This is a genomic window from Xanthomonas arboricola pv. guizotiae, from assembly GCF_002940205.1.
Taxonomy (GTDB): Bacteria; Pseudomonadota; Gammaproteobacteria; order Xanthomonadales; family Xanthomonadaceae; genus Xanthomonas; species Xanthomonas arboricola_C.
Window position 1 is genome coordinate 44,344 of the sequence record NZ_MDSK01000010.1, and the last position, 22,729, is coordinate 67,072.

The 22,729-nt window shown below is 60.7% G+C and carries 18 protein-coding genes and 1 pseudogene; 2 read left to right on the forward strand and 17 right to left on the reverse strand.

Annotated elements, in window-relative coordinates:
- Positions 1-18: 18 nt before the first annotated feature.
- From XarbCFBP7408_RS08075 to XarbCFBP7408_RS08090, 3 genes and pseudogenes are all read right to left on the reverse strand, one after another.
- Positions 19-1,475: pseudogene (locus tag XarbCFBP7408_RS08075) on the reverse strand (glycoside hydrolase family 30 protein).
- 468 nt (positions 1,476-1,943) lie between these two features.
- The gene (locus XarbCFBP7408_RS08085) at positions 1,944-2,813 is read right to left on the reverse strand and encodes an NAD(P)H-hydrate dehydratase (protein WP_104562520.1); all 870 of its coding nucleotides are present in this window, start codon (positions 2,811-2,813) and stop codon (positions 1,944-1,946) included.
- On the reverse strand, positions 2,813-3,601 hold the full coding sequence (locus XarbCFBP7408_RS08090) for a histidine phosphatase family protein (protein WP_104562521.1): 789 nt from the start codon (positions 3,599-3,601) through the stop codon (positions 2,813-2,815). The genes XarbCFBP7408_RS08085 and XarbCFBP7408_RS08090 overlap by 1 nt, the downstream gene beginning before the upstream one ends.
- 174 nt (positions 3,602-3,775) lie before the next feature.
- Here XarbCFBP7408_RS08090 and XarbCFBP7408_RS08095 point away from each other — a divergent pair, with 174 nt between their 5' ends.
- Complete coding sequence (locus XarbCFBP7408_RS08095; RefSeq protein WP_104562522.1) at positions 3,776-4,405, forward strand: TetR/AcrR family transcriptional regulator; 630 nt, start codon at positions 3,776-3,778, stop codon at positions 4,403-4,405.
- A 69-nt stretch (positions 4,406-4,474) separates the two neighbouring features.
- On the opposite strand, the gene xopAV is transcribed toward XarbCFBP7408_RS08095, so the two are convergent.
- Positions 4,475-5,227, reverse strand: coding sequence for a type III secretion system effector XopAV (gene xopAV, locus XarbCFBP7408_RS08100; protein ID WP_104562523.1), 753 nt, complete (start codon positions 5,225-5,227; stop codon positions 4,475-4,477).
- Positions 5,228-5,649: 422 nt separating this feature from the next.
- Between xopAV and xopQ the strand changes: the two genes are divergently transcribed.
- A complete protein-coding gene (xopQ, locus tag XarbCFBP7408_RS08105; protein WP_104562524.1) occupies positions 5,650-7,029 on the forward strand; it encodes a type III secretion system effector XopQ in 1,380 nt (459 codons plus the stop codon).
- Positions 7,030-7,162: 133 nt separating this feature from the next.
- Here xopQ and XarbCFBP7408_RS08110 read toward each other — a convergent pair whose 3' ends face one another.
- From XarbCFBP7408_RS08110 to XarbCFBP7408_RS08180, 13 genes are all read right to left on the reverse strand, one after another.
- On the reverse strand, positions 7,163-7,456 hold the full coding sequence (locus XarbCFBP7408_RS08110; protein WP_258072064.1) for a hypothetical protein: 294 nt from the start codon (positions 7,454-7,456) through the stop codon (positions 7,163-7,165).
- A complete protein-coding gene (locus XarbCFBP7408_RS08115) occupies positions 7,431-7,727 on the reverse strand; it encodes an XAC0095 family protein (protein ID WP_104562526.1) in 297 nt (98 codons plus the stop codon). The genes XarbCFBP7408_RS08110 and XarbCFBP7408_RS08115 overlap by 26 nt, the downstream gene beginning before the upstream one ends.
- Positions 7,728-8,093: 366 nt before the next feature.
- Positions 8,094-8,798, reverse strand: coding sequence for a M48 family metallopeptidase (locus XarbCFBP7408_RS08125; RefSeq protein WP_104562527.1), 705 nt, complete (start codon positions 8,796-8,798; stop codon positions 8,094-8,096).
- Positions 8,798-11,920: a type I restriction endonuclease subunit R gene (locus XarbCFBP7408_RS08130; RefSeq protein WP_104562528.1), complete on the reverse strand. Its 3,123-nt coding sequence runs from the start codon at positions 11,918-11,920 to the stop codon at positions 8,798-8,800. The genes XarbCFBP7408_RS08125 and XarbCFBP7408_RS08130 overlap by 1 nt, the downstream gene beginning before the upstream one ends.
- Before the next feature lie 4 nt (positions 11,921-11,924).
- Positions 11,925-12,980, reverse strand: a complete 1,056-nt coding sequence (locus XarbCFBP7408_RS08135; protein WP_104562529.1) for a PDDEXK nuclease domain-containing protein — start codon at positions 12,978-12,980, stop codon at positions 11,925-11,927.
- Between the two features lie 53 nt (positions 12,981-13,033).
- Positions 13,034-14,302: a restriction endonuclease subunit S gene (locus XarbCFBP7408_RS08140; protein ID WP_104562530.1), complete on the reverse strand. Its 1,269-nt coding sequence runs from the start codon at positions 14,300-14,302 to the stop codon at positions 13,034-13,036.
- Positions 14,293-17,058, reverse strand: coding sequence for a type I restriction-modification system subunit M (locus XarbCFBP7408_RS08145; RefSeq protein ID WP_104562531.1), 2,766 nt, complete (start codon positions 17,056-17,058; stop codon positions 14,293-14,295). Before XarbCFBP7408_RS08145 ends, XarbCFBP7408_RS08140 begins: the two co-directional genes overlap by 10 nt.
- Positions 17,059-17,198: 140 nt before the next feature.
- Positions 17,199-18,089, reverse strand: coding sequence for a restriction endonuclease (locus XarbCFBP7408_RS08150; protein WP_104562532.1), 891 nt, complete (start codon positions 18,087-18,089; stop codon positions 17,199-17,201).
- 40 nt (positions 18,090-18,129) lie between these two features.
- On the reverse strand, positions 18,130-18,438 hold the full coding sequence (locus XarbCFBP7408_RS08155) for a type II toxin-antitoxin system RelE/ParE family toxin (RefSeq protein ID WP_104562533.1): 309 nt from the start codon (positions 18,436-18,438) through the stop codon (positions 18,130-18,132).
- A 6-nt stretch (positions 18,439-18,444) separates the two neighbouring features.
- Entirely contained in the window at positions 18,445-18,708 is a 264-nt protein-coding gene (locus tag XarbCFBP7408_RS08160) for a YlcI/YnfO family protein (protein ID WP_104562534.1), read from the reverse strand.
- 312 nt (positions 18,709-19,020) lie between these two features.
- Positions 19,021-20,688, reverse strand: coding sequence for an XVIPCD domain-containing protein (locus XarbCFBP7408_RS22700; RefSeq protein WP_429001400.1), 1,668 nt, complete (start codon positions 20,686-20,688; stop codon positions 19,021-19,023).
- A gap of 23 nt (positions 20,689-20,711) precedes the next feature.
- Positions 20,712-21,347 (reverse strand): hypothetical protein, encoded by a 636-nt coding sequence (locus tag XarbCFBP7408_RS22705; RefSeq protein WP_181106698.1) that lies wholly within the window; start codon positions 21,345-21,347, stop codon positions 20,712-20,714.
- 790 nt (positions 21,348-22,137) lie between these two features.
- Complete coding sequence (locus tag XarbCFBP7408_RS08180; protein WP_104562536.1) at positions 22,138-22,728, reverse strand: TetR/AcrR family transcriptional regulator; 591 nt, start codon at positions 22,726-22,728, stop codon at positions 22,138-22,140.
- Position 22,729 lies beyond the last annotated feature (1 nt).

A 22,729-nucleotide genomic window follows, 5' to 3' on the forward strand; every position in this document is an offset into this window, starting at 1 on the left:
TCCGCCCACAGTCCGCGCTTATTGCATCACCACCGTCTGGATCGCATGCGCCGGAATCTCCAATTCACTCGATGCATCGCCCACGTACAGGTTGTACCGAAGCGCAACATCGGTGGCATTCATCACCACCGTGGCCAGGCTGCCATCGGTGTTGATAAAGGACGTCGTTGCCAGATTGCTGCGGCTGCTGGCCGCACTCACCCGCCGCGCACCGGGGCGGATGAACTTGGAAAAGTGGCCGATGTACCAATAGCTTGGCGTGTAAGTCACCTCGCCGGTGCGCGTGTCGGCATGCACCGGCGCAAAGCAGTAGTTGCCCACGTGGTTCGGCCCGCCGTGCTGGTCGAGCAGGATGTTCCAGTCGGTCCAGCCCACCGCCCCATGATTGAGATCGTTGATGATGGCGGTGCCATAGCGCTCGCCATTGGGCCAGTACTGCAACTTTGCCGGGTCGAACTTTTCCACCGCCGCTTCGGTCAGCAACAGCGGCTTGTCCGGGTACGCCTGTGCCACCGCCGCCACGTTCTCCACCATCGGCGCGAACCCGGCCCAGGTCTCGTACCAGTGGAAGCCCATGCCCCAGGCATCTTGGCCGCGTCCGGATCGTCGAAGATCACATGCGCGCGGTGCAGTATCATGTCGCGGTTGTGGTCCCACACGATGATCTTGCGGTCGCCATAGCCGGCGTGCTCCATGGTCGGGCCGAGGTGGTTCTTCAAAAAGTCGCGCTCTTCCTCGGCGGAAAGCACCATCGACTCCCAGGTCTGCACCGCCATCGGCTCGTTCTGCAGGCTGATGCCCCAGATCGGGATGCCGGCCTTCTCGTAGGCCGCAATAAAACGCGTGTAGTAGGTGGCCCAGGCCGGCGCATACGCGGGCAGCAACTTGCCGCCCTTGAGCATGTTGTTGCTGTCTTTCATGAAGGCCGGCGCGCTCCACGGGCTGGCAAATGTCGTCAACTTGCCGCCGGCCGCCGCGATGGCCTGGCGCAGCATCGGGATGCGATAACGCTGATCGTGCCTGACCGAAAAGCTCTTCAGCGCCGCATCGCCTTCCTTGATGTAGGTGTAGCTGCCGCTGCTGAAATCCGAACTGTGGATGGTGGTACGCGCCAGCGTATAGCCGATGCCCTTTTGTGGGTCGTAGTAGGCAGTGAGCAATGCGCGCTGCGCAGGCTTGGGCAGCCTGGCGAAGGTCTCGGCACTGGCATCGGTGATCGCCCCGCCGATGCCCAGCACCTCCTGGAAGCGCCGCTGCGGATTGACGAAGATGGAGTTCTCCTTCTCGGTCAACGCATGCCCGGCCCTGGGCGCCTCAGCGGTACTGACGCGCATCTGCTGCGTTGCGCCCTGGGCAGAGGTGTAGACGCGTAGTGCGCCTACGGGTGCTGCTGGCGAAGTGGCAGCATCCGCACCTGCAGCTTCCACCGCCGTCGATGCGGGCGTAGATGCAGCCGATGCCGTCGATGCCAGCATCGGAATCGGCGTTGCTGGGGCTGCGGTCGTTGCTGTTGCTGTTGCTGTTGCTGTTGTTGTTGCAGATGCAGATGCAGATGCAGATGCCAAAACAGCTTCAGTCGCAGCACCCCAAACTCCCAGAACCCCCATCACCGACCACGCAATCGCTCGCTTCACCGTGCACCCTCCCAGGTTGGTGACCAAGCCTAACCGACCAACGCGGCGCAGCATCGCGCCACAAACGAGCGCAACCCTGCACCCTTCCACCATCGGGCACTCCCTTCTCCCCTCGGGAGAAGGTGGCCCGAAGGGCCGGATGAGGGTACGTCTGCTCAGAGTGCAACCCGCCCCCGGCAATCAAGGCAACAACATAAACCCCCTCTGGAAAGACAGCCTCACGACCCCAGCAAACGTACCCTCACCCCAACCCCTCTCCCGCTGGAGAAGGGCTTTTGGTCTGCGCGCCGCATCAACGACGAGCGTCGATCACCGGCGCGCCAACCGATCCAGAATCCCAGGCACTTCCGGCCCAAGCTCGCGCGCCAAAAATCCTACTGGCCCGATCCGCCTGGCCAACTGCCTGCCCGCCGCCGCATGCACAAACACGCCCCATAACGCAGCGGTCAACGCATCGCAGCCGCGCGCGGCAAACCCGGCAATCAATCCCGCCAGCACATCGCCAGACCCGGACGTGCCCAACCCGGACGCGCCCCCGCGATGCATCCACACCACTCCATCCGGCCCGGCAATAAAGCTGTCCGCGCCCTTGACGATCACCACGCTGCGCAGCTTCTGCGCAAACTTCAGCGCGTACGCGCCCGGTGCCGCTTCCACCGCCGCTTTGTCGTCGCCGGCCAGGGTCGCCATCTCGCCCGCATGCGGCGTCAACACGAATGGCCGCCCGATCGGCGCCCGTAGGCCACGCGACAATGCACCGGCATCCAGCACCAAGGTGCACACCGCCTGCTCGGCGGCGCGCCTGACCATCGCCGTGGTGGTGGCCGACGACGCCATCCCCGGCCCGATCACTGCCGCATCGCAGGCCGCCATTGCCCCGTCCAGCGCGCGGTGCCCGCGCACGATCTCGCCCTGCCGGTTCTGCGCCAATCCCAGCACCAGCGCCTCCGGCACCGCCAGGGCCATGCCCGGCGCCACGCTGGCAGCGGTAGCGATCTGCAGCTTGCCTGCACCGGTGCGCAGCGCCGCCTCGCCGGCCAGCAGCACCGCACCCGGCACACGCATCGAGCCACCCACGATCAACACGCGCCCACGCTGCTCCTTGTCGCCACCCGGGGCCGGCAACGGCATCGCCCGCAAGGCGGCCGCGGTGAGCATGCGCACGCGCGGGTCGGCCATCAGCGCGCCCCGGCCGGGCGGTCGGACTCGGTGGTCACCGGCTCGTCGGCCAGCTCCGGCGGCACGAACTTGGTGCGCAGCAATTCCAGCGATTGCCCATCGGCCGCAGCCGCGTATTCGGTGACGCCGCAATTGGGCACATCGCCCTCGCGGTCGATGCCCAGGATGGTGGCCTCGTCCATCCGCTCGATCAGGTAGCGGAAGCAATTGACGATCACCTGATGCCCCACGATCAGCACGCGCGCGCCCACATGGTTGCGCTGCAGATCGCCCACCACCCCGCGCAGGCGGAAGATCACATCGCACCAGCTCTCGCCACCGGGCGGGCGAAAGTAGAACTTGCCCACCAGCTTGCGCTGCTCGGCCAGCTCCGGAAAGGTCGCAAGAATACCGGCCGTGGTATAGCGGTCGAGCACGCCGAATTCCTTCTCGCGCAAACGCTCGTCCACACTGACAGAACCGGCCGGCTGCCCCAGCGCACGCGCCACCGCAGCGGCGGTCTGGCGCGCCCGCACGTAAGTGGAACTCAGGATCAGCGTGGGGCGCTCGTGCTCGGGCAAACCAGCCATCCACGCCCCCAGCGCCTCGGCCTGGCGCTCGCCCAGCGCCGACAACGGCACATCCGCATCGCGGTGCTCCAGGTCGATCAAGGCCGAGCCGTTGGACTCGGCCACATCGCGCGCCACGTTGCCCGCGCTCTGGCCATGCCGCACCACCCACAACCGCGCCGGCCACTGCGCCGAGACACCGGCTACCGCACTGTTCTCACTCACATGCTTCTCCTGCACAACGTCGACCTCACGTGTCGCACAGCCACCGTGAAAACATGGTCGACCAGCGCATCCGTGACAGGCCTTTCAATGCGCACGCGCATGCATGACTGATGGCACGGCAACAAGCGAACGCAACGGACGGGTAACGCCGCGCCGGTATACTGCAGCCCCCCCGACACCCTGCTGCCCATGTCCAAGGTCCTGTTGCTGCGCACGGCAAAAGAGCGCGAAGAACTGCTGCTGGAAGAGGTGCTGGACGCCACCGAGCAGTGCATCGACGTCATCGGCCTGAGTGCCACCAGCTTCGAGCTGATTGCCGAGCGCGCCAAGGTCAGCTGCGGCAGCCTGCTGCAACGTTTCGAAGACAAGGACGCGCTGGTGCGCGCATTGCTGGAGCGCAACTACATGCGCGCCATCCGCCAGATGTGGCTGGTGGAACGCCCGGCCAACGTGCACGTGGTGGATTTCATCGCCGGCCTGCTCGAAGACTGGCTGCTGCAGGAAATCAACATCAAGCGCACGCGCATCGACCTGGAACTGCACCTGGCCACCCTGCGCGACCCGGTGCTGGCCGCCTTCATGCGCCGGCAGAGCGCATCGCTGATCGAACACCTCAGCGCCCTGCTCAAGCGGCTACTGCGCGGCCACGCCGACCCGGCCAGCAGCGAACAGGAATTCCAGGCCCGCGTCTTCGCCGTCGCCGCCATGTGCGGCGGCCTGCACAGCGTGATGACCAGCGGCATGGAACTCAACCGCATGCATCTGCAGCTGATCCTGCGCGAGAGCTTGTCGGGGATTTTGAAGTCTGCGCCGGTGTAGCGCTGAACACCTAGCAGGTGACACATGGTTCACCGCGCAACCCAGACGTATCACGCGTGAGGTCGCCTTTCAACCACCGGACGATGCAGGCGCCTCTGCAGCCGCGCGGCTTCGTGCAGCCGCAAGTAAGCGACTCACCAACGCGTTGGCATCGTTGCCAACCCCACTGGCGGCACTCCAGAGTTCAGGAGGCAACTGCGAACGGTCTGATGTTGCCAGGTGCATGAGATCCGTGGCCAGTGCAAGCTTCTCCCCTTCGCTCATTTCAGGGCCGGACGTCTCTGCATCGGGCGCGGTGACAAGGTCGATGGCCTCGTCCAAGCATGCTTCGGTCGTTCCCAACTCGGCCGCCCTGGCTGCCTTCGTCACAGGAGACTGAGATAGTGCTTGCTGATACCAGGCCATCAGACGTTCAATCGAATATGCCGCACCCAACGCAGCCAACGACGCCAGAAAAGGAGGACAGGCAGCCATTGCATAGTTCTTCGAGTACTGATCATCTGTCGCGTAACCGTAAGCTGCCGCGAACGGCGCCTGTAATGCGACCAAGCCAGTGGGAACGACCGAAGCAGCTGCCATCAGCGTGCCAGCATGCGCCATCGACCTTCCAACGCCTGCGATCTGTGCGCCGATGGGCACGTGCGGCTCCCTCAGGCGCGCCGCACGCACTGGTGGCCGTGGCCTCAGGTTGTCCGTCAATTGCCTGTTCTGGTGGGGGTCTGCCTGCTGTTGGGAGGGGCCAACGCCTTGCTCGGCTGGCATCTCAGGTTGATCGTGTCTTGACCCTCTGCGTGTGGCCACTGTCAGATTCGCAGGGCGCATGCTTCATCTCTTCACCGAGTTGACTGGCCGTCAATATTGCTCTTGGATGCCCTTGCGTAAAGCGAATAACCGAAAGCATGCAGCACCTGACGAAACAGACTGGTTCCCACCTTGCACAGTTGCAGGGTATCGGCGTAGCGACCACGCAGGCGTATGCGTCTGCGGCCACCTGTCACAAGACAAGCGTCTGACAACGATGCCAGTGTGCAGCCATGTTGCAATGGCAGGATGCACACGCGATGTGTCCGCAGATCACTACGCGCTGTCACTATGTCGATGGTCACGATTTCATAATTGAAGCAGCGCAACAGGCAACCGCCGCTTCGTGCAGTTACCGCGCCCTTCGCTGCTCGATATTCCAGGGAATGACGCCGCATCCATGCTGATCGTCCCGTTGACCAGCATCTACGCGAGAACAATAGATGGACCCCATCAGGCACCAACCCACACTGCATATGCCCGTAAACACGGCCGCGGCGACCGAGCGCACGGCTCAGCACGCTGGACCCGTGGCGGCAGATCGACACCCGCCCTGCGCAGAGCCCCAAGACCGGGTGCTGCAGGCTTTGCCGCGGAAAAGACCACAGGGCGCTGCCGCCCTCAAACGCTCGCTCAGTGCCCCTCCACTGACGGCAGCGCAGCGCCGAATGCTCGCCGAACTCGGGGCCGAAGGTACTACGTGCCTCACGTCCGACGAAACGGCGGTGCTGCGGGAGCTCAGCTTCCACACGCCGGCGACACCGCGTGACACCGTGCTGTTCACCGACCCAAACAAGGACCCCGACGATGTGGTCGCCTACACCATCGGCAAGCATCTGCAGGTGGCGGGCTTCGTACGCCTCACCGACGTTGCGGTGACCTTGGGCGATGCCAGCGTGCGTGAGGAGCGTGCCCGGCTTGCCAAGGGCGTGTTCAACCAACTGCAACTACCCGAGGTACGTGTTTCGCGCGGCCAGGATTACCCGATGACTGCAAAACAGGCCAAGGACCATGCTAAATTCCTGCAGGAAGGCAATGTCCTGCGCGCAGACCCGGCCGAGGTCTGCGGCAACAGCCTGCAAGCGCTGCGGCAGCGCCTGATGCAGGCACCGCAGGGGCTGGACATGGTGGTGATCGCAGGCATGACCGACGCCCATGCGCTGGTCGATGCGCATCCAGATCTTGTACGCAAGCGCGTCAAGCGCATCACCATCATGGGAGGTGTTGAGCCGGACAAGGATGATGACGGCCACGTACAGCCAGATGCCAGGGCCTACAACAATGCGACAGATCTGGATGCAGCCCGTGGCCTGTATCGCAAGGCACAGCAACTGCACATTCCCTTGCGCATCGTCACCAAGGAAGCTGCCTACAAGACGGCGGTATCTCCCGCGTTCTATGAAGCCTTGGCACAGAGCCGGCATTCGGTAGGCAACTATCTCAAGGACGTGCAGAAGAACGCCTTGAATGGCTTATGGGAAGGGATTCAGGCAGGGCTGCTTCCGGGACTGGATCAGACGTGGTTCTTTCGCACGTTCACCGCAGACGAGCTACCGCCGGCGCACAGCCCGCAAGACGGCGCAAGACAGGCCATTGCGTTCGACCAGGTGTGGCCGAAGGTCACCAAACTCAACTTGTACGATCCACTGACACTACTTGCCTCGGTTCCCGGCGCGGCGGGCATGCTGTTTACGCCGAGACAGATCCAGACCGATGGACTCAGCGTTGTGGAGCAGGTAAGCGAGAACGAGGTCAAGCATCCGGAGAAAGCCAAAGTGCTGATGTCCGCCTTGGCGAAAGCGGCGCTTGCCAAGACAAATTGACGACCGGTCATTCTGTAAACGCAGCAACCGGGTTCTGCAGAGCGGCCACTGCATACACCGATGGGCGGCTTTTGTGTCTGCTACGCCACTGCGCGCAGGCGCTACGAGCGCAGGGTGCAGACAAGAACGGGCATCAACGTCGATACAGTGCCCATTGGTCCAGGATGGTGCGCGTGGCGCCTGCCGCCCGGCCGCATCGAAGATCGCGCTTCCCGGCGCGGGCAAGATGCAGCTCCAGCCGATCGACGCTGCCGGCAGCGACCACATCGCCTTGACTGGCGCTGGTCAGCAGCAACTGTTCCAGCGCATCCACCCGCTCCACGGTGATGCCGAAGGCAAGCGCATCACGCAGCTTGTCATCCCCGGCCCGCCTTCGTGTGCGGGGCGATGCCATCACCGGTTCATGCGGCCTCCCCAGCGTCGGCACGCGCGTTCTCAGAGGCGTCGGGCTCCAGGCGCGCGGGCCACTGCACCTGCGCCAATGCCTGCGTTACCTGCTCGGCCAGCAACTCCAGGCAGCACGCCAGCTCGTCCATGCGGATGACTGGTTGCCGCAACTGCTCTTCGGCCTGCGTGCGTGGCCGTGCCAAACGCGCCAGAAACCGCATGTGGTCGCGTAGTTGCTGCAAGCGGTATTGCGCGCCCTCTGGCAGGTAGTAGCCCGGGTGTGACTGCGCATCGCGTACAACGTCCGACATGGCCTGCTCCTCATTCCATGGAATCAGCCCGCCCGCCGCAAGGCGGCGGACGGGAAGTCGGGAGGCTCGAAACCGCACATAGCCGGCGGGCGTATTCCCCTTGCGGGTGTTGTATTAGCCGCCCTCCCGACGCAGGCATCACGTCGGTTGCACCCACAAAAAGATGCAGGCACAAAAAACCCACCGGTTTGTCGGAGGTGGGTACCGCTATGTGTGGAGTTTCGAGGCTCCGTAGGCTGAGCATGCTACTCATCAAATCCAGCGTCAACCCCAAGGCAAACGTTGGAGCGGCGAGCTTGCACCCTTCAGACTTGAGCTCGGCCCGCACTCAAATCATCGCAGTGTGAGCAGGGCGGTACCTGTCGGCTATGTCGCCAGGGGCAAGGCGTTGAGCTCAGCCCTCGCGTCTCGCCATCCAGCGTAGTGCTTGTCCAGCAAGGCGATGAAGCACGCATTGTGCGTTGGCTCAAGCAGATGAATCATCTCATGCACAATCACGTATTCGAGCAAGTCACGCGGCTTTTTGACCAGCTCGGTATTGAGCCGGATGTGGGCGCGTAGGTGATTGCAACTCCCCCACTTGGTTTTCATGCGCTGGAGAAAATAGCCTTCCACCTTTACCCCGATACGGCCTTCCCAGTACGCGATCAACGGCTGGATCGCCTCATGCAGCAACGACCGCTGCCAACGTTGATAGATGGCCTCGCGCCTGCCTGCATCGGTGCCGGGACGCACACTCAGGGTGATGCGTCGGTGGTCCATTTTGACGGCGGGCGGAGTATCGCGCTCCACCACAGCAAGCAGATAGCGTCGCCCCCAGATGTAGTGACTCTCGCGGGTGACAAACTGCCTGGGTGTTTCACGTACCTGCGCCAGCAATTGCACCTGCTGTTGTCGAATCCAACGCAACTTTGAAATCGCATAAGCGCGTGCCACTTCAAGCCGTGTGCCAGTCGGCGCCACCAGCGTCACCACGCCTTGCGGCGGGTGAACGGAAAGGTGGACGTTCTTCACAGCCTTGAAGGTGACCGCAATGTCCAGCTCGCCCAGGCGGATGTGCGTCTGTTTCATCAATAGCCCGACTGACTTTTCAGCAGCTCGAACAGCTTGAGCGTGGCCTCGCGATTGCGGCCCGTCAGCGGATACAGGACATTTTGCACAATGCGTTCCTTTGCTTCATCTCCTCGCCATCCTGCCGGAGCCTCGTCATGCATCAGGCGATCGATTTTCAGTGCTAGGAAGGCCAGGCGGTTGCCGTAATTCACTTCCGGCTCCTGGACAGCGCCATGTCCAGCTTGAGCATCATCAGAAATGATGTCCGGCAGATTGCGATAAATCACAAGCGCGCCGGCATTGCCACGCAGCATGGTGGGTTCATCACTGTCGTGCTGTCTCTCATGCCAGGTCATCACCAACGCCTCTGCCTTCCTCAGAAATGCTTCGTAGGCTTCGGTGCTCTCGCGGCTTTGTTGGATCAAATCGTCGAGCAGCTTGGACATCTGCTCGTAAAATCGCGGATCAGTCAGGCGGTCGCGGATAATGGTCTTGCGGACATTGTTGATGATGGTTTCCGCAATGGCATTCTTTGAAAGCTTGCCCTTCTCGTTGAGCTTTTTGGCGATGGCGTCGTGGACGCCGGTTTCGATGATCAGCTCAGTCAGCGACAGCTCGGCTAATTGTCCTAATGCTTGTGCCGGTTCGGCATGGACATAGGTGTTGATGAGATGTCGCATATCAGCCTCAAAGGGTTTGATATCCAGCTCCTCACAACTGCAATGCTTGATGGCAGACCTAACCTCGGCATAAAACTCGGTTTCGCACCGCAAAGTATCGGCCTCGCTATTGGAATAACCCGCCTCGGCCAAGTCCTGGGCAATTGCGGCAAAGGCGCGCAGATAGGTCGCTACCGCTTTGTAGAAGGCAATACGTAGCGCCTCACTCTCCAGTAGCGCCTCCGGATCACCCGCATGGCCGCAGAAGTAGTGGATGAACTGCTCCACTTCGCGAGGGTGCTCGACCGGCTCGCACAGGTAGTGCAACGCCTCGCGCGCCTCATCCAACTGTTTACAACCTTCGCCCAGCCAATTCTTTAGCTGTATGTTGTTGTCGCCACCGTTACCGGCGTCGATGTCCAACGCATCGGAGCTATACACCGCAATCGCCTGCTGCACATCATCAAACAGCTTTTTGTAATCGACGATGTAGCCATAGTCCTTGTCCTCGCCATCGAGACGGTTGGTACGACAAATGGCCTGAAACAGGTTGTGGTCATGCAGCTCGTTGTCCAGGTAGATGTAAGTGCAACTGGGCGCATCGAACCCTGTTAACAGCTTGCTGACCACAATCAGCAGTTTCATGCTGGCCGGCTCTTCAATGAAGCGGCGCTTGGTTTCGTCTTCGTACTGCTTGGTTGTTTGGCCAGCGCGCAGCACATGTTGCTTATAGGTGTCGTATTTGTAGCGATCGTCGCTGCCCGATGACGCTTTCGAGATCGCCGCCGGATTGGGCTCAAACGATGTGATGACACCCACATGCGGGCTAAAATGTGTGTTCTGGAAAAGCCGAAAATAATGGCATGCGTCGTAGATCGACGCAGCCACCAGAATCGCCGTGCCACGATCGTTGTCCAGGCGGGGCTTGAGGCTGAAATCCTCGATAATGTTGGCAACGATGCGGTCCTTGCGCTCTTTACCGCTCATCAACTCTTCCATCGTTGCCCAGCGCTTGCGCAGGATGGATTTCTGAAAGTTGTTCAACCCTCGCGTTTTCTTTTCGAACCAGGCATCGATGGCCGCACGCGAGGTCAACCGCTGCGGCACGTCGCGGGCCTCGTACTTCAGGTCCAACACCACCTTGTCTGCCACTGCCTGGTGAAACTTGTAGGTGTGGATGTAGGTCCCAAATACATCGCGGGTGGTTTGCCTGTCCTTGCGCAGCAGCGGCGTACCAGTGAAGCCGATGAAAATCGCATCGTCCAGCCAGCGCTTCATCTGTTTGTTCATGTTGCCACCCTGAGTGCGGTGGCATTCGTCAACAAACACGTAGAAGCACCCATGGATCGCAGGCGACTCGCCCTTGAGGTCCGCAGCATCAAACTTGTGGATCAGCGCGCACAGCAGGCGCGGCGAAGCCGCACTCAGCTTTCGCACAAAGTCCGCTCGGGAGGTAATGCGCGGCGAAGCGGAGTCCGCACCGATCACACCGGCATTGCGCATGACACCTTCGATCTGCTTGTCCAGTTCGTCGCGGTCAGTGACCACCAATACGCGCGCCTGTGGGTCATGCTCCAGCAGCCACTTGGCCAGCAGCACCATCAAGATGCTTTTGCCACTGCCTTGGGTGTGCCAGATCACCCCCCCCTCGCGTTGGGCAATGCGCGCCTGGGCCGCCTTGATGCCCTGGTACTGGTGCTGCCTGGGCACCTTTTTGAAGCCTGCGTCGAAGATCACGAAGTTGCGGATCAAGTCCAGCAACTTCACCTTGCTACACATCTGTGCCAGTGGACGATCCAATAAGGCGCCTGCCGCTACTGCAGCCAATGGTTGTTCGTCTTTCCACTGCACGAAGAACTGTTCCGGGGTGCCGGTGGTGCCATAGCGCAGCCCCTGCGCGTCGCTTCCGGCCAGCAACACCTGCACCGTACTGAAGAAACCTTGGTTGAACGCCTCCTCCTGATTGCTGCGCAGCTGGCGAATGCCGTCGCCCAGATCCACTGAGCTGCGCTTGAGTTCAATCACTGCCACCGCCAGACCGTTGATGTACAGCACGATGTCCGGCCGACGTGTGCTGCCGCCTTTCAGCGTCACTTCTTCGGCAAGGGCAAACTGATTTCGCTGCGGCTGGGCCCAGTCGATCAACTGTACCGTCTCGTGCGATTTGCCGGCCGCAATCTGCACCGGCACGCCATAGCGCAGTAATTGGTAGGTGCGTAGGTTGGCCTGATAGGGCGTGATGCCGGTGACATCCACCGCAACTTCCAGCTTCTGCAGCGCGGCGCTGATATGGGCAGGCGCGTAACCGCGCTCTGCCAGATTGGCACGTAGCAGATCGACTTCAATGGCCCGATTGTTCTCACGCTTGCTCCAATTGCCAAGGTGCTCGTAACCCAGACCGCCCTTGTCTACGGGGTCAGCGAACAGGCGCGCTACGCGGTTCTGTGAGTTGCGCTCGGAGCGCGGCATGCTTTGGGTCATTGCATCATTCCCTGGTGCGTTCATTGACAGCGCTGGCCAGCTCCCGCTCGATCTGCTCGATGCTCGGCAGGCTGGTTTGCAGCTCTTGCGGCAGAGATTCCACCAGCTTGTATTCGGCAATGCCCATCGGCTGCGACTTGTCACCCAGCGCGTACTCGGCCACCACCTTGTTCTTGCTCTTGCACAGCAGCAGGCCGATGCTCGGGTTGTCTTGCACGTGCTTCAACTGCCGATCCACCGCGGTCAGATAAAAGCCCAGTTGCCCCAGGTGCTCGGGCTTGAACTTGCCTGCCTTGAGTTCGATTACTACGTAGCAGCGCAGTTTGAGGTGATAGAACAGCAGGTCGATGAAGAACTCCTCGCCGCCCACGTCCAGCAACACCTGCCGCCCCACAAAAGCAAAGCCCGCGCCCAGTTCCAGCAGGAAATCGGTCACGTGCTGCACCAGCGCGCCTTCGATCTCGCGTTCCTGCGCTTGCTCGCCCAGGCCGAGGAAATCGAAGCGATACGGATCTTTCAACGACTCCATGGCCAGGTCGGACTGCGGGGCGGGCAAGGTGGCCGGGAAGTTCGTCACGGCCAAACCGCTACGCTCCAACAAGCCGGACTCGATCTGCAGCACCAACACGTTGCGTGACCAATTGTGCTCGATGGCCTTTGCGGCATACCAGCGGCGGGTTTCAGGCCCGGGCAGCTTGTCCAGCAGGGCCAGCTGGTGATACCAGGGCAATTGTGCAAGCACCGCTTGCACAAATGATTTGTCCGGCCAAGCCTCGGCAAACGCCCGCATGTATTTGAGGTTGCGTGGCGAAAAACCCTTCATCTCCGGGAAGGCAGCACGCAGGTCATGCGCCAGACGCTCGATCACCTTGGCGCCCCAACCCTGCTCGGCCTGCCGCGCCAGAATGTCGCGGCCGATCTGCCAGTACAGCCCCACCAGCTCCCGATTGACCGCCAGCGCCGCGCGCTGCTGGGCGGTATGGATGCGCCCCTTCAGCGCGACTAGCCAGTCGGCGTAGCCTTGCGGAACGAGGATCAAAGAGCTCGGTTCGTCTGGCATTGGCGTTTCATCTTCTGCGTTATCCATGGGCAGCATCGGGCCACGCAACCTATTCAGACCAACCGCGTCCTACCAGTCAGCAGCTCCTGCATCATGGCCTGCTTTAGAGCGCAAATTTTAGAGCGGCGGTTTTCAAGGCCGCTGATTTCGGCTTCCATGTCACTTAGGATGGTGGCAATAGCGCTTTGCTCTTTCTTACTTGGCAGCAGCAACTCATTGTCCATCAAAGCTTTTTTGGACAAATTATATCTAGTCGACCCCTGGGCAAGCGATTTCACAAGATCACGACCAATTGAGCTGCGCATATAGTAAGCAAAGAACAAACCGTCAACCGATTCAGCACTTTTGATACGGAAGCCAAAGCAAAAACTATTCAGATAGAGATTTTCCACCTCATCCGCCATGAAGGAGCACAATGCAACCTCCTCCGGCGTCTCAGAAGATCCATTAAAAAGCAGATCTCCTCTTAAAACTCTATTTTGGTTCTCACCAGAATTGATGTTTACCGAATCGAACGTACTGCAGTCAACTCGTACATTCATTATGACATTGACAAATGGAACATACCTTGCTGCACCAGATCCAAAATCTTTCTTACTCTTTCCTACAAGCCCACCATAGGTGGATCCTAATTCCCCTAACCGCCTCAACTCCCACTTTTCACTAAATCCCGGCAATCGGATTTGCCCGGTGAGAAGTTGTTGCATAACAGTCTTCTTGATGCCCCGCTTTTTGGCGATTAGGCGATTCAATCCGCCCAGCAGTAAGTCCATGTCACTGAGGGCACTAGCAATAGCGCGCTGCTCTGAAACCGGAGGGCACACCAGCATAGTTGCCGACAGGGAACGACCATTAGTCAGTGCGCGCGTAGTATAGCTCGCTCTTTCAGCAACCTGCCTGCGGAAATAAGGTGGTGAAAAGCAGTATACTTTAAATTTATCATCAAGCCTTCTGCCAATCGGACGCGCACGCAAAACAAAACCGCTGTAAACCATACCATCAGCATCATCTAGCATTACAGATGTAGCACCCACCTCCTCAATAGTTTCGGAAGTACGGGTAAAAAACACATCCCCCCTTTGAACACCATATGCGCCCTTTTCCTTAAAACTCACATCAACCAAGCCCAATATTTTGCTTTTACAAAGCGCTCGATTCCCGAAAACGTCCATATAATTGACAATTGGACTTCCATAGCCAAAGAATTTCTTTGCCTTATTTAAACCATTCTTGAAATTAAATAAATCCCCAACCGGAACCAAATCCCAGTCCTCCGGAATCAATCCCACATCCGTCTGCTTGTATCCTGATTTCACTTCCATGCCGCGCCCATCCGTTTTAGGTGCATTTCTATCTTGGCACTGAGGATAGCTAAGTCATCTTCTAGCTTGGGCATTGGAACTTCATAGCGTTCGGCTAGTTCGCGGATACGCTGGGCAAGCGTTTGCGAGATGCGTGTCATCTCCTTTTGCACATCGGCTTGCAGGTGGGCTAGCCACTTATCTTCGACCACCAACGCTTTAACCTCAGCCTCGCTCAGAGCGGCGTATTGATCTTGGGCTTGTTGGTCGATTTTTGCCTCTAGCGTCTTGACCGCTCTTTTCAGCGCGACTTCGTTCTCCTTTAGCTCCAGCCACTTGCGAAGCAGCTGAATTTCACCAAGCTCGGCAACGTCCACGCCCCCTTCTTGCGCAGCATCAAAGCGCTGGCCAACGCTTGCCTTGGTCAAAACGCCTTTTTCATCCTGCGCTTCAAACAAGAGACCTTCTTCGCCGCCGTGTTCTTCCTGCAATTCCGCAAATTGACTGGAGAGGCTTTCGAGTTCGGCTTGTTTGGCCTCCAACTCAGCCTGTTCGGTGGCCAAGTAGCAGGCAACGATATAGGACTTGGGCAGCAGATCGCAGATCCAGCCCTTGTCCTTGGCTTTGCCTTTCTTGTCGATTTCTACGATGCGCCGAGGCTGGGCCACCCAGCCGTCGGCAGCAATCAGGTAGGCGTCGTCCTGCATCACTTCTGCCCAGTAGTCCATCAGGTGCTGGTAGATGTCGTAAGGGTCAAGCAGGGGTGCGGCGTGAAAGGTCGCGAGCAGGGTTTCGGAGATCTGCGAGATCAGCGCCTTGGGTTTGTCGCCCGGCTGGATGCCGGTGAGTAGCGGCGTGACGGCCTGCCGCCACTTGCCGAATAGGGTCTCGACTTTGCTGCGGAATTGCTGGAACTGCGGGTGGCTCTGGATGATCGAGCGCACGTCTGCAACAGGCTGACGCAGCCGCGCATAGCCTGGGCGCTCGGCCTCGAACAGCGCCTCGCGTAGGGCTGGCATTTCCTGCCAGTCAGCAGCAAAGGCATCGATATCGCGTTCGGGGATGCCGCCGTTGAGGTGGGCATCGATATCTTGCAGGTCTTCCGGCTCGCTGCTGTCGATGTAGCGCGGCAGGTTGAGGTTGTAACTATTCCTGTCGCTGGAGACTTCCCCCAGCGACACCATCCGGGCATAGCGCGGCACATCCACGCCACGGCGGAAGGTATCAACGATGCGATGGATGTCCTGCTCACGCAGGCGATTCTTGGGGCCGTCCTTGATGAAGCCTTTGCTGGCGTCGATCATGAAGATGCCCTTGCGGGCGCCAGCGTTTTCCTTGTCCAGCACCAGGATGCAGGCGGGGATGCCGGTGCCGTAGAACAGATTGGCCGGCAGGCCGATGATGCCCTTGAGCACACCTGAGCGCACCAGGTTTTTGCGAATGACGCCTTCCGCATTGCCACGAAACAGCACGCCATGCGGCAGGATGATGGCGCCCTTGCCGGTAGTTGCCTTCATGCTACGAATGACGTGCAGCAAATAGGCGTAGTCGCCCTGCTTGGCCGGCGGTGCGCCCCAAGCAAAACGTTGATAAAGATCGTTGGAGGGTGTCAGCCCAGTGGACCACTTCTTGTCCGAGAACGGCGGGTTGGCGACCACATAGTCGTAGCTACGCAGCTGCTCACCATCCTTGAACCTGGGGTTGGACAGCGTGTCCCCGCCAAGGATGGTGGCACTGGGGAAGTGGTGCAGAATCATGTTCATCCGCGCCAGGCCGGCAGTGGTCACGTCCTTTTCCTGACCTTCCAGCGTGATCTGCCGGCTCGCCTCGGCGGCCACTTTCAGCAGCAGTGAGCCTGAGCCGCAGGTTGGATCGTAGGCGGTGGTAGATCCACGGCTATTGGCATGCGAGATACCGATCACCTGGGCGATGATGCTACTGACTTCAGAGGGAGTGTAAAACTGGCCTTTGCTTTTGCCGGAGTCCTGCGCAAAGTGGCGCATCAAGTACTCGTACGCATCGCCGAGCAGGTCGTCGTTGTCGGCCCGGTTGTTGGCGAAGTTCAGCTCGGGCTTTTCGAAGATGGCGATCAGATTGCCCAACCGCTCGACCATGGCCGGGCCTTCGCCAAGTTTGTTGGGGTCGTTGAAGTCGGGGAAGTCGCTGCGCGCCAGCTTGGTGTTGGCGTCGATCAGCTTTTGAATGACTTGCGTGTTGATCCTGTCGCCGATATCGGCCTTGCCCTTGAGCGCCACCATGTCCTTGAACGAGGCGCCAGGCGGGATGACGACAGGTGGAGCGAAGTCCTTGCTATTGCCGTACTTGTCGCTGATGTACTTGATGAACAGCATGAACAGCACATAGTCCTTGTACTGACCAGCGTCCATGCCACCGCGCAGCTCATCGCAGGACGCCCAGATGGAGCTGTACAAGTCAGACTTTTTGACTACGCCGCTGCGCCTCACCGACGGCACTGTGTCTGCCTCGGCATGCGTCTTGGTTGCCTTTACTTTAAGAACTTCCACTACTTTTCCTGCCTGTTTTACACCAGAATTTCTGGCCCTGTTTTGCACCACAGCCGTCTCAGCAAGCGCGACGGAACCGCCGCGCCCTCGGCCAGACACGATGTCGCCTTGCTCGATCAACAGGTGTTTGATGCGTAGATACGTACTTTCCTGCCAGCCAAGTTCCTCTCGCAGCTTGCCGTTGCCAGCAGAGCCACCAAAGGACTGCAACGTGGCGAGAAAACGTTCGGTATTTTGCTCGGTGGATGTCACTGCGTTGTTCCGTACTGGTTGAGGGCCTGCATCACGCCTGCCAGTGAAACCGCTTCAGCGGCACAAAGTAATTTTTCGGCATCGATAGCCACTTCGCCAGGAGTTGTTTCAAGCATGGCGCGCACGATGCTCGGACCTACTCATTCTCTTCCGGCCAGAAACCAAACCGGCTTGAGCGGCAGACGGGCCCTGGCGGTGTCCTCAAGCTGTGAATAGTGCGTGGTCCATAGCTCCACCAACTTCCGCGCATCGATCAGATTGATGCGACGATGCGACTGCCGCGCTTCGTAGTCGGCATCCTTGGTGAAACCTGACAACGCGACATACAGGCCAACGTCGCCCTCTCCAAGCACAGCCATAAAACTGCGCAGGCCCGTCACATCAATCCGCGGCGAGTTGGCATTGCGCTTGACCTGCACCTTGATCCGTGGCGGGCGGGTGCCGAGCGGGTCGTTGTAGGCAATGATGTCAGTGCCACCGTCCTTGCCTGGCGGTGCAACCCAGGCAACGTAATACCCCATCGCCCGCAGCAGCGAGGCCACGAGTTCCTGGAAGTCATACGGCGGCATCGCAGCGAGGTAAGCCTCGATCTCGGTCCATGCCATTTCTTCGGCTTCTTCCAGCGTGATGCTGGCCGATTCCTCGGTAAGTTCGCCTTCGGGATCGTCGACCTCGTCTGCAACGGGCTGGGCACTCTTCCATTTCTTGTATAGCTGCCCCACCGCGCGAATGAACTCCTCTGGATCCGGATACGCGTCAAGCGCCGCTTCCCCCTCTGGCGTGAGGGTCCAGATGCCTTTGTCCTTGACCAGCCAGCCGGCCTTGACCGGCGCCACGGTGCTGAAGCGCACGATCTTCTCGAAGCGACGGCCGCCGGTTTCGTAATCGCCCGCTTCGTACTCGGTGAGCACAACCTGCTTTTCCAGCGCCGCCAGCGCGTCTGCGGCGCGCATGCCCTCCGGCTGGGTCTTGAGGATATGGAACAGCGCTCGGGTCAATTCCCCCGTGCGGCGCCTGCTGATATTGGCCATCTACTCCCCCTGTGGCGCGACGTTGGCGCTAACGCCGTGCTTAATGATAGTCGTCTTCACGCTGATGCCTGATTGCTAAAACGGTGACGACCTGATCGCTTTCCACCTCAAACAGCAGCACGTAGCCGCTGGCACCGAAACCGTTCACCAGCTCGCGCAAGAACGGGTCCGCCAGCCCCGCCTTGCGGCAGCTCAACGGGGCCAGTTCAAGCACGGTGACGCCATCGCCGATGGCCTGCAGCGCACGCTCGGCCACGGTGAAGTCGCCTTCGGCACGCTGTAGCAGCCAGTCGTAAAGACGCGCAAGATCCTCGCGCGCTTGCTGCGTGAAGCGGACAGAAAATCCCACCTTGGCTCAGCCCTTGCGCGCCTGGTCCAGTTGGGACTGCAGCCCGGCCAGCACATCCTTCGCGTCGATGTACCGGCCAGATACCTTGGCGCTGTCACGCGAGGCCAGCCCGCGTGCAATGAAGGCTTCCTGCTGCTGGCGCTGCTGCACCTGGGCGCGCACAGAGTGCTCGACGAAGCTGGACAGCGTCTCACCCTCCTGCAACACGGCCTCGGCCGCTTCGCGCAGCGCCGGGTCTACCCGGAGCGATGGAAGAGATGCGGATTTCATGGCAGGCCCAGTGCGTTGCAATTGCGATGCATCATCGCAAGCGAGCGCCGGTGCTTCAAGTTTTCTTTGCGAACCCAAGCCGACGATGTCGCATACACAGCACTTCTCCAAGGGATGCACAGGTCGAGGCCCGCCTGGGCGACCTGCTTGTGTGGCACCACGAGACCCTTGGGCTTCAATTCCACAGCCGAGTCTGCCGCATTCCATATTCCGGAATATGGGATGCGGCGAACGGCGTGTTTGTGCAGGCAGTCTCAGCTACACGCGGCCTGGAGCGGTGGTCTACAGGTCAAAAACAAAAGCCAAAAGCTCTCACCCAATGCTTCGTGGTTTGACAGCCTCTTCCTGCGCCACAAATCTTTCCTGCGCCTGACTCTGCGCTTGCGCCAAGGTACGCGCATCTAGCTCTTGCAGCTTTGCCAGCGATTGCTCCACCGGCGTAGTGACGGCCACGTCGGTGGGCATGCTGGCGCGCAGATGGGCCGGGTTGCTGGGTTCGCCCTGTACCACGAACACGGTGGCACCGGCCGCTGCACGCGGCGTCTGGTTGCTCAGCATTACGTGGTCGATGCGCTCGAGCCCGTGCTCCTTTGCCAGATGGGCCAGGCTGGCGCTCATCCGCTCGCTGTGCGCATCGCTGGCGCGGCCCATGCTGGCGTCCAACCGGCCAACCAAGGTGCTGGCCTGTGCATGCAACGGATGAGGCGCGGGTTGGGCGTCTTCTGCGTCTGCCTGTCGTGGCCTCCCAGGCACCGGCGCTGCAGGCCCGCCGTTCTGCCGCTGCGGCTGGGCCGGCCGATGCCCCTGCTCCTCCTGCCCTGGCTGTACCCCTTCACGCCCTCGCCCTTGGTCCTGTTGCTGCTCCCGCACCGGCCCGGGTGTAGTGCTGGTCAGCACGTATTGCCAGCGCGTCTGCGCTGGGTTGCCTTGAACCGCCGCGATGAACCCATCGTACTCGGCTGGATGAATTGTCTGGCAGCCAGCCGAATCGGTACTGCCGCTGGAACCGCGATGAATCTTGAAGGTGTCGTTGAGATTTTGCACACCGTTGAGATCGGCTTGATCAAACCAGCCGTCCGCATTGCTATCCCGCTGTACGCCGCCCCTCCCTGCATCGACTGCCGCCTGACTTGGGCGTAATGCGTTGTCTTGGGTGCCTGGCCGGCTGGGATTTGGGTGCTGCCCCATCCGCATCTCGATGGTGCCTTCGCTCAGGCGACCGAGATCCCTGATGCCATCGGCATTGACATCCTCGCCTTCGATCTTCCTGGGCCTGGTGATGCTTTCAAAGCCTGGCGACGGTGCAAATGTCCTGTTCTCCATGCCGCCTTCCGCACGCGGGCGCCGCCCCGTGTTGCCTGCATGATGATCGTACTGCGCAGTCGGCTCGGTGTTTGCTTGTTGGGCGACCTGCGTATGACGCGTGCCATCGGCATCCTTCCACAGTACGACCAGGCGGTCGTTGTAGACGCCCGTGCCGCCCTGAGCTTCGTTGATGGCAGGGGTTGCCGGATCGTCGCTCCGCAAGCTTCCGGCATGCGCGCGATCCTGCATGGCCGCAAGCGTTGAGTTTTCCTGGCGAAGGCCTAATACCACGCGCTCGTTGGGTCGCGAGAGTGCCTCGTGCGCGGCTTCGTTACCTCTCACCTGCACGATGCTGGCGTAGACGTCATAGCGCTGTGCGTCGCTCAAGGCAGCCATTTGCGCTTGCGGCGGAATTGCTGGCTGATTTGACGCGGCTAGTTGCAAGCGTTGCAGCACACTGGTATCTGCAGCGGCGACCGGCACTTGTTGATGATTGGCGATTGCACCGGCGGACGCTGCGCCGATATAGCGATCCAGTGCGTCACGCACGACCTCTGACTGGCCTTGTCTGCGCTCATCAAGCATGCGCAGCGCCTCGGCCTGTCGATTGGCGTTGAACAACGCAGAAATCTGGTCGGCAGTCGCACGGATGTCTAAATCGTTGGATCTCGCCATTTCGATGCTCCTTGCAGAAGTGGTCACTCGCTGATGAAACGGTCCTCACCATCTGGATAATCCGCACATGCCGGTTCGCCTGTGCGCTGCTGGCGACAAGGCCACTGCGCTCTAGCGACTCGTTCTACCAGCTCGAAGCGTTCGCCTGTCCACCGAAGAAAACCAAAATGAGCGTAAGACCCGACGCGCTTCTGGTCATCGGTGGCCAGCGGCTGGTCAGGATCGAATTCCATCAACCATCGCATTGTCGGCGCCAAGGGCAGCTTGTCATCGAACAGAAAAAGCTCCGAGCCGCCGTGGTCGTTTTGCCGGGCAACATCTTCTGCAGTCAGGCTAGGCGCTGGTGGAAACACCGCTGCACTGACATCGCGTGCGGTGCCGTCCTTGGTGACGCGATACGCCTTTCGCCCTTTGCCTGACTGGCATGCGAGGCCTGCCTCGCCCGCGCCACATTTCACCGGCCAGACCAAGTACACCATTTTGTCGGGATCAGCGCTTTCAAACGAACGGATCGTCAGTTCACCCGCTACCACGGTGAAGTCCGCGCGCCGTCCCAATCCGGGTGCGGCCACGTACACGGCATCGCGCAGGCGCGCTTCGCGCGCTTGCGGCGAGGCATCGACCGCATCTGCAGGCAGGGCAAGCAATGCAGCCGCCATGTGCGCAGGTGCCGGGCCCTTGCAAAACCCGTCCCTTAGCAAAGGCGCAGGCGAGGAGCCCCGTGATTGCGTACGGTCCACACAGACGGCGCCCATCTGCCGTTCCAGTTTGAAGGACACCCAAGGTGAAGGCGTGGCAGCAGGCGCCTGAGGAAAAGACGATGCTTTTTGTGCACCACTTGGCGGTTTTGCGGCAGCCTGTTCCATCGAAAGCCGTGCACACCCAAGCGTCATGATGGGCGCCAGCGCGGTCGCCACGATGCAATGCGTCAGCTTCTTCACGGGCATCCTTGAACGGAGAGGGCGAACGCCACGGACTGTGGCCGTATGAGCAGGCTCGGTCAAGTGACTGATCGCAGACGAAAACGGTTCAGCGACACTCTCATTTCGGGACCGAAATAGACGCCGCATCCCGCAAAGACGCCATCTGGTATGGACTCAGCGCGACTGTCCGGGGGTGAGCAGCAATTCGGATGGTTCGGAACGTTCAACCAACACGCTGCGCGCGGCTCCATGTGCTCACCAGCATTGCACAAGGAGGTTGAAGTGGCCTGTGTTAAAGCCAGCCTGGAGCATGGATGACCCACACGCGCTGCCCCGTCCCTTCCTGATTTACCGCACCAATCATCCGACAACGACTTCGCCTGAGCGACGGCCGATCACGATCGTCTCGTACCACCTGCCCATTGACCGTACTGGGTAGCGGCAAGCGCACCTCGATTAGCGAGCAGGTGCGCGCACGCCATCGAAAGCCCTCTGCCCGCTCGCACCTTGCCTACCCGCGCCCTGCCTAGCCGCGCAGCGCCACCCGAAGCGCCTCCCCCGCCAAGCGCGCACTCGCCAGCAGACGCTCCAGGCTCTGCCCATGCCGGGCGCTGGCGGACAGCCCGGCCATGGTGGTGCTGACGAAGTCCGCCAGCCGGTCTGCGTCATGCGGGCACTGCTTGGCGATGTGGGAGCGGATCAACTCCTGGGCGGCGACATGGAAACCACAGGCCGCCTCGCGCGCCTGCGCGTCGTTGCTGCGCGTGCCTTCCAGCACCAGGCAGCCGGTGGCGGCGGGGTCTGCGGCGTAGCAGCGCGCAGCCTGCTCCAGTACGTCGGCCAGCGCGTCGGCCAGCGGGCGGGCGGTGTCCAGGAGTTGCGGCAGCGGGATGGCCCCGGTCTGCGCGTAGCGATCGAGGATGCGCGCATACAGGCCGGCCTTGCTGCCGAAGGCGGCGTAGAAACTGGGCGGGTTGATGCCCAGCGCCTGGGTGAGGTCGGCCACGCTCAGTGCGTCGTAGCCGCGCGCATGGAACAGCTGCTGCGCGGTGGCGACCGCTTGGTCCGGGTCGAACGCGCGCGGCCGGCCACGGGCCCGGGAGGTTTCTGTAGTCATA